The sequence below is a fragment of the Pseudoalteromonas sp. MIP2626 genome, from assembly GCF_013414205.1.
Lineage (GTDB): Bacteria > Pseudomonadota > Gammaproteobacteria > Enterobacterales > Alteromonadaceae > Pseudoalteromonas > Pseudoalteromonas nigrifaciens.
In genome coordinates, this window is sequence record NZ_JAATTW010000073.1 from 1 (window position 1) to 11,731 (window position 11,731).

9 protein-coding genes, 1 rRNA gene and 1 pseudogene are annotated in these 11,731 nt (G+C 39.6%); 7 read left to right on the forward strand and 4 right to left on the reverse strand.

Annotation, left to right across the window (positions count from 1 at the left end):
- Window positions 1-68 precede the first annotated feature (68 nt).
- The 4 genes and pseudogenes from HC000_RS17260 to HC000_RS17275 form a co-directional block, all read left to right on the forward strand.
- A pseudogene (locus HC000_RS17260) lies at window positions 69-1,145 on the forward strand (LTA synthase family protein); the annotation flags it as partial.
- Window positions 1,146-1,208: 63 nt separating this feature from the next.
- Entirely contained in the window at window positions 1,209-1,883 is a 675-nt protein-coding gene (locus HC000_RS17265) for a response regulator transcription factor (protein ID WP_011329418.1), read from the forward strand.
- Window positions 1,864-3,297, forward strand: coding sequence for a HAMP domain-containing sensor histidine kinase (locus HC000_RS17270; RefSeq protein WP_011329419.1), 1,434 nt, complete (start codon window positions 1,864-1,866; stop codon window positions 3,295-3,297). Before HC000_RS17265 ends, HC000_RS17270 begins: the two co-directional genes overlap by 20 nt.
- A 50-nt stretch (window positions 3,298-3,347) precedes the next feature.
- Window positions 3,348-4,226, forward strand: coding sequence for a TraB/GumN family protein (locus HC000_RS17275; RefSeq protein ID WP_011329420.1), 879 nt, complete (start codon window positions 3,348-3,350; stop codon window positions 4,224-4,226).
- Window positions 4,227-4,273: 47 nt separating this feature from the next.
- Here the strand turns inward: HC000_RS17275 and HC000_RS17280 are convergent, their stop codons facing one another.
- The gene (locus tag HC000_RS17280) at window positions 4,274-5,683 is read right to left on the reverse strand and encodes an ATP-binding cassette domain-containing protein (RefSeq protein ID WP_086994763.1); all 1,410 of its coding nucleotides are present in this window, start codon (window positions 5,681-5,683) and stop codon (window positions 4,274-4,276) included.
- A 171-nt stretch (window positions 5,684-5,854) separates the two neighbouring features.
- On the opposite strand from HC000_RS17280, the gene HC000_RS17285 reads away from it, so the two are divergent.
- The 3 genes from HC000_RS17285 to HC000_RS17295 all read left to right on the forward strand — a co-directional run bounded on the left by HC000_RS17285 (window position 5,855) and on the right by HC000_RS17295 (window position 8,095).
- Complete coding sequence (locus HC000_RS17285; RefSeq protein WP_179808287.1) at window positions 5,855-6,151, forward strand: hypothetical protein; 297 nt, start codon at window positions 5,855-5,857, stop codon at window positions 6,149-6,151.
- Window positions 6,148-6,501: an IS66 family insertion sequence element accessory protein TnpB gene (gene tnpB, locus HC000_RS17290; protein WP_024596033.1), complete on the forward strand. Its 354-nt coding sequence runs from the start codon at window positions 6,148-6,150 to the stop codon at window positions 6,499-6,501. The genes HC000_RS17285 and tnpB overlap by 4 nt, the downstream gene beginning before the upstream one ends.
- 70 nt (window positions 6,502-6,571) lie before the next feature.
- On the forward strand, window positions 6,572-8,095 hold the full coding sequence (locus HC000_RS17295; protein WP_179808288.1) for an IS66 family transposase: 1,524 nt from the start codon (window positions 6,572-6,574) through the stop codon (window positions 8,093-8,095).
- A gap of 96 nt (window positions 8,096-8,191) precedes the next feature.
- Here HC000_RS17295 and HC000_RS17300 read toward each other — a convergent pair whose 3' ends face one another.
- From HC000_RS17300 to rrf, 3 genes are all read right to left on the reverse strand, one after another.
- On the reverse strand, window positions 8,192-10,528 hold the full coding sequence (locus HC000_RS17300) for a fatty acid cis/trans isomerase (protein WP_179808289.1): 2,337 nt from the start codon (window positions 10,526-10,528) through the stop codon (window positions 8,192-8,194).
- The gene (locus HC000_RS17305) at window positions 10,528-10,890 is read right to left on the reverse strand and encodes a hypothetical protein (RefSeq protein WP_011329423.1); all 363 of its coding nucleotides are present in this window, start codon (window positions 10,888-10,890) and stop codon (window positions 10,528-10,530) included. The genes HC000_RS17300 and HC000_RS17305 overlap by 1 nt, the downstream gene beginning before the upstream one ends.
- Window positions 10,891-11,442: 552 nt before the next feature.
- A 5S ribosomal RNA gene (gene rrf, locus HC000_RS17310) occupies window positions 11,443-11,557 on the reverse strand.
- Window positions 11,558-11,731 lie beyond the last annotated feature (174 nt).

An 11,731-nucleotide genomic window follows, 5' to 3' on the forward strand; every position in this document is an offset into this window, starting at 1 on the left:
TCGCTTTAGCATTTACTATGATGTGGCTACCAATGTGGGCTGATTGATATATGTACTACAAAGATCAACAGCCCCTAGTCATTATTTTACAAGAAAGCTTAGGGGCACGCTATGTAGGCACACTTGGCGGTTTACCGCTAACGCCTAATATTGACGCCCTTTATCAACAAGGTTGGGGGTTTGATAATTTATATGCCACTGGCACGCGCTCGGTGCGTGGTATTGAAGCGATAATTACAGGCTTTACGCCTACACCTTCGCGTGCAGTTGTTAAGCTTGATAAATCACAACGTGACTTTTTTACTATCGCTGACTTTTTAGCGAAGCAAAATTATAACACCCAATTTATTTATGGCGGCGAAAGCCACTTTGATAACATGCGAAGCTTCTTTTTAGGTAATGGCTTTAAAGATATTGTAGATACAAATAACTTTAATAAAATAGACTTTAATGGCTCGTGGGGCGCATCAGACGAAGACTTATACGACCAAGCTGATATCGAACTCACTAAACTTAAAAAACAAAATAAACCATTTTTAAGTCTTATATTTTCCAGCTCCAACCATAGCCCGTATGAATTTCCTGACGATAAAATAACCCTGTACGACAAACAAAAACAAACCCGCAATAATGCGGCAAAATACGCTGACTACGCGCTAGGTACATTTATTGAAAAAGCTAAAAAGTCGAGCTACTGGGACGATACCGTATTTATTGTAATAGCCGATCACGACTCGCGTGTATCAGGCGCTAGCTTGGTGCCAATTGATCACTTTAGAATTCCAGCGGTTATTTTTGGTAAAGACATTGCCCATAAACGCGATAATCAACTAGCCAGCCAACTCGATATTCCCGTTACTTTACTATCTTTAATTGGCGTAAGTGGCAAACACCCTATGATAGGCCATGATTTATCAAAACCTATTAGCGACAACAAACAACGCGCAATGATGCAATACGACAAAAACTTTGCCTATATGCACGACAATAAAGTGGTGGTGCTACAACCGCAAAAACCAGCAACCACCTATACGTATAGTAATAATCAGCTTGTGCCATGTAAAAACGATGAGCAACTGATTAAAAAAGCCCTAGCCCATGCCAACCTAGGTAACTTAGCTTATACAAATGGTTGGTATCATTAACAAAGTGACTTGATAATAAAGCCTTGTTAAAGTAACAAGGCTATTTTTACAAATCGAGCAAAGATGAACATCCTCGTTATTGAAGACTCAGAAGCACTAAGGCGCAGCCTGCAAGTAGGCCTTGGCAACCTTGGTTTTACCGTAGATGAAACCGGTGACGGCTCAGAAGGATTAAGCATGGCACTTAGTGGAAACTACGACCTAATATTACTTGATTTAATGCTACCCAGTGTAGATGGCATGAGTATTTTGCAAGCATTGCGCAGCAGTAATAACCAAAGCCGTGTACTTATTTTATCTGCTCGTAGTGAGCCGCAAGATAAAATAAATGGCCTTATGAAAGGGGCTGACGATTATTTAACTAAGCCGTTTTCGTTTGAAGAACTTCACGCTCGCGTGCTTGCGCTACTTCGCCGTGGTTCACTGCAAAACCAACAAAATACGCTTACCGTAGGTGACTGTGTATTAGATCTTTCGCTAAAAACACTTCATTACCAGCAACATGCCATTGAACTCACTCGTAATGAATACAAAATAATAGAGTGCTTATTTAATGCCCCCGAGCGAGTATTAGGGCTGGAGCTTATAAGTGAAGCGGTGGTCGGTCAGTTCGATATGCTCTCTAAAAATGCGCTTGAAGCACATATATCAACCATACGTAAAAAAGTAAGACAGTTTGATGGCGAACTCCCTATAAAAAATAAACGTGGGTTTGGTTATGTCGCAACAACAAAGTAAAAGTCACTCAATAAAACGTAAACTCGTTAATAATATTAGCGCGGTGATCTCCGTTATATTATTCACTATATTTTTAACTGTTGATTTAAGTGTCGATTCTTGGGTAGAGGAGCAGTTTAATCAATCCCTCACTAATAAAGCTAACTACTTAAAAACCTTAGTAGAGGATGACAACGGTAAAGTTGAGTTTGAATTTTCGGGTAAATTTATGTCGGAATACGAACAAGCCGACGCCAGTGAGTTTTACCAATTATGGCATGGCAGCGAGGTGTTTGAGCGCTCTCAATCGTTACAACTGTATAAAAACACTCAACTGCCTTTTTTAGAACTACCTATAAACGAATCTAAAATAATTGATTACGACTTACCTAACGGACAAAGCGGCCGAGTACTTATAAGCCACTTTGTTGCTAAAAAAGATATTAGAAACACCAACGCATCAGCTACTATTAACAGTATGACCCTGGCAATAGCAGCCCCAACGGCCGAGCTTAATAAAGTACTGATCATTATTGATGTGGTGTTTATTCTCACCTGTGTGATTGGTGTATTTGGCGTGCGCTACTTGGTTACACGCATTGTAAATAAAGGGCTATTTCCGCTACACAACCTGAACGAGCAAATAAAACTTCTCGATATTACAACCGTGGCACAAACTATAGAAAGCGACTTTAAAGTAGAAGAAATAGAGCCTATACGCAATGAACTCAATAAATTCATTACTACTAATCAGCAGCTTTATAGTAATGAAAAACGCCTTACCAGCGATATAGCGCACGAGCTTAAAACTCCCATTGCAGAGCTAATAAGCTTATCCGAGGTCGCACTTAAATACCCAGATGACAAGCGTATTAGCGATACCTATACCAGTGACGTACTCAGTATTTCTGAGCGTATGAAAACCATTGTAAACAACCTGCTCTTATTGCAGCGCTCAACTAGCAGCATAGAATTAAACGCGCAAACTATCGTTTTAAATAATTTGCTCAAACAAACAATTAATGAGCTAACCTTTAAACACCCTAATATTGCCACCCGTATAAATAATACTATTGCAAATAATGTAACCATTATTGCTGACGAGTTTAGCCTTAATACTATTTTATGTAATTTAATAGATAACGCGTTATTTTATGGTTTAACGCAGCACAACATCGAATTAAGTGCCGTAAGTAACCCAAAATCCACTATCATTTCATTAAGTAATAAAGTGGCTACAGTATTGAGCGAACAACAATTACAAGCTATTTTCGACCCGCTTTATCAGCTAGATTCATCTAGAACTAATAACCACCGTCACGGTTTAGGGTTATCTATTGTGCAGAGCTTATGTAACTTAAATGGCTTTACTATTACGGCTAGTAATACCGAAAACAATACGCTAACGTTTATATTAACGCTGCCCTCCGGGTAAATTTAGGTTAGTATTTACACTACTAATTTTTGAGATTTTAAGGACAAACCATGAATGCTCTTACTCGTATTAGCCACTTTTTTATTGTGGCGTTACTTATAACATTTAGCCTTAACAGCTATGCTGCTCCTGCGTTATACAAAATAGAAAAAAACGGAGTTAATTCCTATTTATTTGGCACTGTGCACGTAGGCGACGCCAGCATGCAAGGCTTGCCTAAAAATGTAACTGATGCAATTGATGCAAGCTCTCAAGTTATTGTAGAGGTAGATATAAACAAACTAACGCCACTGCAAATGCAGCAGCGCTCTATGCCATTCATGCTACTAAAAAACGGTAAAACATTGCAAACTGAGCTCTCTGCAGAAAATTACAATAAACTTAAAGATTATTTTGCCAAAAAGTCGATTGATGTGGCTATGTTTAATGGCTTAAAGCCATGGGCGGTAATGGTAACTATGATGCAAATTGAGTTTCAAAATGCCGGTTATTCAGATAAAACAGGTATTGATAAGCAAGTACTCGCTTACGCCAAAAATAAAGATATTAAAGTAGGGGAGCTGGAGACTCTTGAACAACAACTACAAATGTTTGATGGTATGGAATTATTAAGTAATGAAATGATTGCAGAAACCTTTGAGCAGCTTGCCGACATTAATACCTACTTTATTAAGCTAGTTGATGCCTGGAAAAATGGCGATATGCAAACTCTAACCAATTATTACAATACTAGTTTTGATGATAGTAATTACGGTGAAATTAGTGAGCAAGTAATGCTCATTAACCGCAACAACAACTGGATTAAACAACTAACACCACGTTTAGTAAACGAGCAACTATTTATTGCCGTCGGCGCACTGCACTTACCTGAACAACACGGCTTACTTAAACAATTAAAAGATAAAGGTTTTAACGTTACTCGTCTTTAAAATAAAAAATAGGTTGAGTGATTTTTCATTCAACCTTTCTCTCAGTTTTAATTAAAATCTTCCATTTTTAAGTAATTCTCTATACCGTTAATTTTATCTGCCGCATGATGATTTACATAAATTACCGTGCTGCTGCCTGCGGCGCATATTTTTTCAATCAATAATAGCACTCGCTGTCGGTTTGCCTCATCTAACCCTAAACAGGGCTCGTCTAAAATAAGCAAGGTTGGGTGCTTAACCATAGCGCGGGCAATAAGTAACAATCGCTGATCGCCATACGATAACTGAGTAAACGAGGTATTATATTGCTCCTCCAAACCTATTAGCGCGAGCCATTGTTTGGCAATATTAATTTGTGCATCACTTGGGGTTTGATACAAACCTATACTGTCGTAAAAGCCAGAAACAATAGTATTTAATGCCGAAATACTCACCCTATAATCCATGTGTAGCGCATTCGATATAAAGCCAATATGTTGCTTTATATCCCAAATACTCTCCCCCGTGCCACGCTTAAAGCCAAACACTTCAATATTGTTGTTATAACACTGCGGATTATCGCCAGTAATTAAATTTAATAAGCAGGTTTTACCTGAGCCATTTTTACCACTTAACTGCCAATGCTGATGTTTATTAATAGTCCAATCAAGCCCTGTAAAAATACTCAAACCACTATAACTTACACTTGCTTGGCTTAGCTTTACCAAGGTATTGCCCGTAAACACCCCTTGAACTTGCGCGCTATCTCGCTCTGGAATATTCAGTTGGCTGTGCTCTAAGTGCAGTAACTTGAGTAAATCGGCTACTTGCTCTGCATTTGGATGCGCTAAAATAGACTGTAAACACCCTTGATTTACATAACCATAATGAGTAATAAAAGCAGGAATTTCGTCTACACGATTCACTACAAACACAAAACTAATATATTCACTTAATTGCGCCAAAATGACATTAAGCGCAGTACTCGACTCTACATCAAGCCCGTCAAAGGGTTCATCAAGCACCACTAAATTAGGCCGCGAACTCAGCGCTTTAATTAATAATAACTTTCGAGTTTCACCGGTTGAAAGCTCCCTAAAATGACGAGCTAGTAATTTATCAAAGTCTAATATATTAATTAAACGCTGCGCCAAATCGACATCATAATTGGCTGTACCCAATAACAGCTCTTTCACTGAGCTTTGTTTGTCATTTTTTAGTTCTTTATTAATAAGCTGTTTTTGCGCATCAGATGAAACCAATTGCACAGCATCTATACTGCAACTGCGCTTACCACTACTGTGCTTAGCTTCGCCAGCTAACGCAGCAGTAATAGCTGACTTGCCGGCACCATTAGCGCCAAGTAACAACCAATGCTCGCCTTGGTTAACCTGCCAACTTAGGTCATTGATATGGTAACGACTTTGCCCTTGGCCTTGTAAATAGCCACTAAATGCTTGAAGCTGAATTGACTGCACTGTTTACTCTTATTATTTATTCTACTTAATTTAAATTACCGCAAAGTTAAACTTCGAAGCAACCGCTATTTCCTGCACTGTAAATTATTTCAAGGTAAGCGTCCGAGCAACGACACCTAGCAGAGTGGATTTAATTAATTGAAAATACCGTCAGTTTCTACTGGAGGTATTATGCAAAAAAGAACCCTTAATGACTGGCAAAAATTGATTGAGCAGCAACAAACCAGCGGCTTATCTATTGTCGCATTTTGTAAAGAAAACATGTTACCCACTTCAAACTTTTATAAATATCGGTCTAAGTTACAAGACGCTGCAAAAGCACCTAAATTGGTGAAAGTGCAAAACAAAGCCATTTCCCATAAAGTGAATGCCTCAATCACGTTATCTCATGGTGAAACTCATTTAACTATACCAACCTCATCCGAGCCTACATGGGTAGCTAATTTAATAAAGGCGCTGCAAGCATGAACATGTTTATTGATGTGCCCGACGTGTACCTTTGCAATCAGTTTGTCGACTTCAGAAAATCCATTAATGGCTTAGCGGCCATTGTTGAAAGTGAACTCGAACTGTCAGTGCTATCCGGTGCCGTGTTTGTTTTTTGTAATAAAAGCCGAGATAAGCTGAAGATATTGTATTGGGATAACACAGGCTTTGCCCTGTGGTATAAACGCCTCGATAAGCACAAATTTAAATGGCCGAAAAACCTCAGCGCCGACACCCTAAACTTAACCGAGCAACAATTACACTGGTTATTATCTGGGTATGATGTCATAGGGCATCAACAAATCAACATCGAAAACGCTAGCATTATTTAGATCGTCGCGGGATCAATATTAACCATCGCATTAAGCTAGTTTACGGTAAAAAACATTATAAAATAAAAGGATGAATATTGATGTTAACTGCCTTCCAGACGATCCGGCTTTGCTTAAAAAGCTGCTGGCAGAGCACGCTGAAAAATTAGCGCAAGCGACTGCAAGAAACCGGTATCTAGAGGAACAATTCCGCCTAGCGCAACAAAAACAATTTGGTAAAAGTGCCGAAGTCTTTGACGCACAAGGTGAATTGTTCAATGAAGCCGAAGACATCATTGAGCAACCTGATGAGCTTGCTACGCAAGAGATTAGCTACACTCGCAAAACACCAAAGCGCAAACCATTACCCAAAGACTTACCCCGTGAGCAAGTGATTCATGACATTGCCGAAGAAGACAAGTTGTGTAACTGCTGTGGTAATGAGTTGCATAAAATGGGTGAAGACGTCAGCGAAAAGCTCGACTTCGTCCCCGCAAAGATAAAAGTCATTGAGCATATTCGCCCAAAGTACGCGTGTCGTGAATGTGATAAGTCAGGGTCGAATAACAGTATTAAACAAGCCAAGATGCCAAACATGGCCATCAACAAAGGCATGGCCACGTCCAGTTTGTTAAGTCAAATCATCACCAGCAAATATCAATATGCACTGCCACTGCACAGACAAGAGTCGATGTTCAAGCAATACGGCATTGAACTTAGCCGTAAAACCATGAGTGACTGGGTACTCGCATCAGCTACCTTGTTTGAACCGCTGATACAACGACTGAAACACGCGTTACTTAAACAGCCTGCGATACATGCCGATGAAACGACGGTCAATGTGGTCAACGCCGACAAAGTAAAAAGTTACATGTGGCTATATTGTACCGGCACGGATTCGCCATCGGCTATAAATAAACACAACCCAATACCAAACATTGTGCTTTACGACTATCAAAACAGTCGGGCAGCTTCCTGTGTGGTTAATTATCTGGATGGCTATTCGGGCTATTTACAGGTTGATGGTTATCAAGCGTATGCACAAACGCAATCAACACTAGTTGGTTGCTGGGCCCATGCACGTCGTAAATTTATAGAAGCAAAACACGTGCAGGGTAAAAACAAGACAGGCAAAGCCGACGTAGTCTTGAGTCTTATTCAAAAACTGTACGGCATTGAATCAAAACTCAACGATAAAACACCAGAACAAAAGCATGAAATAAGGCAAGAGCAAGCGAAACCTATTATCGATAAACTGCATAAATGGCTAGAGCAAAACCAGCCACGTTTAGTCGGGAAAACCAAGTTAGCAGAGGCAGCAACCTATCTCGCTAATCAATGGCATAAACTTATAGTTTACCTTGAAAATGGTCAGCTTAATATCGACAATAACCGCGCCGAGCGCGCTATCAAACCATTTGTTATTGGCCGTAAGAACTGGATGTTTAGCCAAACCTCACGCGGCGCAATAGCAAGCGCTCACCTATACAGCATCATCGAAACTGCAAGATCCAACGGCTTAACGCCATTTGATTACATCATGCATTGCCTCGATGAGCTTTGTCAGCCTGAGCCAGACATAGAACAATTATTGCCTTGGAATATCAATATCTAGGTGATGATCACCGGACGTTTACATTTCAAGTAATAAACAGCAAGCAATAAAAAAGCCCAGCAACTTAGTGCTGGGCTTGCGTTTAGTTCATTAAAACTAGCGGTTTTCTAAGCGATTATAGTCAAACATACCGTATTCAACACCACGATACTGCTTAGCAGCCCGATGTAAAATGTCGCTATACTGCCAAAATTGTGGATGAGTACGGCGAATGCCAAACTTAGATTTTAACGCACGATAATCAGCTTCAATTTGCATCAGTGGTAACTGCTCTGCAAATGCTGCAACTTGCTGTTGATTATTTAAATACCAAATAGCACTTGGATAATCCCCAATAAAACCAGGAACTAGAGTGACAGTATCTTCATCAAAAGCTCGCTGACCTTCTTCGTTAAGTAAGCTAGAGATATTGTAATGTGCGTTATGATGAATAATGGTATACGCTTTATGGCTATTGTCTGTTTGCTTAACCAATACATAAGATACAGGTGGCAATAAGTTAATTGCCTTAACAGGCATAGTATTAATACTTGCTAACGGCCCAGAAACGCTAGTGTAATCGTAATGCTCACTAAGTACGGGCGATAATGCCGTTTTAATTAAGCCATAAAGCTCATGTTGCGGATCATCGGTTTTATAAACTATTCCGCTAGGTTGGCTAAACTCTTGGTTACTTTTAAAGAACTTAGATAAGCTAGGCGGTGACTTACGATACCAACTACTTTTAATTTGCTCTCGTTTATCTTCAGGTAATAAGCCAAGAAAGTTACCCTCTCCCTCTAAACGTAAAAAATCCATATATAAACGTGTAACGAGTTGGTGCCCTACATTGCCATATACATCAAATCCAGCAACCAATAAATAGTGAATGCGCTCAAATAAAGCATAATCAAGCACCCACATAGTTTTAGGCTCTTGTCCAATTAAGCCTTTCACAACCGTGGCACTGTCTGAGTGACGAAATACAGTTAACGCAGCATTTTTATTAACACCATCACCTTTCCACAATAAATTAGTGGTTAAGTGATCGCCATTTTTAAACAGCTCATTAGCCAGCTCAACTTTAGCTTTTAAGTAACGTTTTTCGCGCACCGAATATTTAATCCAGCTTTTAATCGCTAATGCGTTACTTTCTTCAGCGGCAGGTAGCTCAAGCGCATCTTCGTGCTGAATCAGCATTTCACCTACAGCAGGAGTAGCCACTTTTTTAGGATCAGCAAATGCAACCCAAAAATGATCATTTATGACGTTAAGTGCAATTTGCCCACGACAAACCGGCCCTTTAATAAAGCCCATAATTATTAACTCAGCTTCATCAAGCATAAACTGATATTTTGAGTCGATTGGAATCACTTCATAGGTTTTAAAAGGATTAGAGGCAGCCTTTGGCTCATAGCTTGGCATGCTCGTTACTGTATATTCAGGCTCTATAAACTGCTGATATAAACGCGTTAGCTTTGCATCATTTAATTTAAGTGGCAAATGTGTTTTTGACAAAATAGTTGAGCGTTCATGCATCATTCGATAGTAAACACGTTCAACATTAGGATCATCATAAGGACGACGTGTGCTAATGAGTTTAATATCTTCACCGGGTGGTGTACTTGAGCGCACTAATTTAAAAAAGGTTTGCGTGTTTTCTGGAGTGAAATAGATGTTTGCTAAAAACCAATGCTCGTAAATATAACGCGCAGAAAGCTGATACTTTAAACTATCTTGATTTAAAAATGCTTCCCAACGCTTAATTTGTTGTAGCTCAAACGCTGTTGGCGGTGCAATATTGGCCATTTTACCACCGTTTTTCAGCCAATTTTGTAAGTGCTTAAATTCCTCACGCGATACGCCTGGCAAACCATAAGGCATACCACCATGTGGTTGATCATCCGCCAACCTATCAAACTCTCCCATAGTGGCACAGGTTTGAGAGCGACTTAACGAAAAATCAAAATCATCATCATCAAGTACTTCATTGTTAGCAATATCAGAGCTTTGCTTTAGCACTAAGCTATTAAATAACACACTGCCTGCTAAGTTTGCTTCTATGCTTTGCTCGCGCTCATTTAGCACCGGCGAAAAACCTTTATCACGCCATTGCTGGGTATTATCTGCATCAAACAACAAACGGCTCGGTGTAGTGGCTAATAAACGCGTACCATCATAGACCAGCTCTTTACTTAAACCTCTATCAATGCCTTCGGGAGATGAGAGCTTAAGCTGACATGGTGCATCGTAGCAACCGTGGCAAACTACACAGCGTGTATCAAGCACTGGCTTTACATTTTGTAAAAAATCAGCCCCCTCAATTGTACTATGTAAAACCATACGATCTTGTGTTTGCTCAGGGCCAAATAAATCATTGTAATGAGCATTACCTAAATACGCACAGCCACTTAAAATAATCAGTATTAGCGTACTTATTACGACTTTTCTCATCATTCGTCCTCATCGCCTAAATCAAACGTAGGCATCATATCCATTTGTGGAGAAACAAATGTTTGTTGATCTGCTGTAATCAGTACTGCACTTAATAATGGCCCGCGGGTTAAAGTTAATTGTGCATCATGCTGTTGCTCTGCAATATCTGCTAGTTCAGGGTTAACTATTGTTAACTGATAGCTCTCAACACTAATTGCTATACTACTGTCTTCACTAGGGTTTTGACATAGTTGAGTCAGCAATTCGTCATCTAGTGGCAATGAAATTTCAAAGTCAGGTTGCTCTAAATCTCTGTCACTTAAAGTGTCATCAAAAAGAAATAAAGGAAGGGTTAAAGTGCTATCTTGTTCAAATTCCATTGTGCTGATTCTCTCAATACGGCTATACAGGCTATTTATAAAACAATTATAGCAAATAATAAGATCAAAAATTAGCGAAAGTTATCAACAGTAACTACGCCTATGTGCTGTATTTAGTGATAAAAAACGAATAACAACATTATCAATTCAATCATACTCACAAGTTAAGTTTAACCTTATTCGCCGGTGGTGATTTTTTTTATGATTTTATCATCGGGTATCGCTACGCTCGCCCGACCTACGTGGGAGATTTGTGTACATCACTCACCCATCTTCACTTTTCTGCAGACGTAAAAAAGCCCGAATCGTTAAATTCGGGCCTTCTACAATTTGGAACCTGGTAATCTCGTAGTGCCCACAGCGGTAGAAAGTCACAGTGTAAATACCCCACATTCATTGGCTAGTGGTGATGTTTTTATGATTTGAGTGTCGGGTGTCGCTACGCTCGCCCAACCTACGCGGGAGACTTGTGTACATCACTCACCCACATTTCACTTTTCTGCAGACGTAAAAAAGCCCGAATCGTTAAATTCGGGCTTTCTACAATTTGGAGCCTGGCAATGTCCTACTTTCACATAGCAAATGCTACACTATCATCGGCGCTGTTTCGTTTCACTACTGAGTTCGGCATGGGGTCAGGTGGGTCCAAAACGCTATTGTTACCAAGCAAATTAGGGCGTTAATTCGTATCACTACAAATTAACTGAATTTGGAAAATATCTGATAATATTTTTTAAGTCTTTGCGTAAATATCTACTTTAGCAATATTAACTTCTTGCTTGAACTGTCACATAAAACGCGTTTGGCGTTGTATGGTTAAGCCTCACGGGTAATTAGTACA

What these genes read in the sequence shown, in the direction of transcription:
- HC000_RS17300 (WP_179808289.1), bottom strand. Translation starts at nt 10,528, where the DNA reads ATGAGAAAAGTCGTAATAAGTACGCTAATACTGATTATTTTAAGTGGC.
- HC000_RS17295 (WP_179808288.1), top strand. Translation starts at nt 6,572, where the DNA reads ATGAATATTGATGTTAACTGCCTTCCAGACGATCCGGCTTTGCTTAAA.
- HC000_RS17270 (WP_011329419.1), top strand. Translation starts at nt 1,864, where the DNA reads ATGTCGCAACAACAAAGTAAAAGTCACTCAATAAAACGTAAACTCGTT.
- HC000_RS17265 (WP_011329418.1), top strand. Translation starts at nt 1,209, where the DNA reads ATGAACATCCTCGTTATTGAAGACTCAGAAGCACTAAGGCGCAGCCTG.
- HC000_RS17305 (WP_011329423.1), bottom strand. Translation starts at nt 10,890, where the DNA reads ATGGAATTTGAACAAGATAGCACTTTAACCCTTCCTTTATTTCTTTTT.
- tnpB (WP_024596033.1), top strand. Translation starts at nt 6,148, where the DNA reads ATGAACATGTTTATTGATGTGCCCGACGTGTACCTTTGCAATCAGTTT.
- HC000_RS17275 (WP_011329420.1), top strand. Translation starts at nt 3,348, where the DNA reads ATGAATGCTCTTACTCGTATTAGCCACTTTTTTATTGTGGCGTTACTT.
- HC000_RS17285 (WP_179808287.1), top strand. Translation starts at nt 5,855, where the DNA reads ATGCAAAAAAGAACCCTTAATGACTGGCAAAAATTGATTGAGCAGCAA.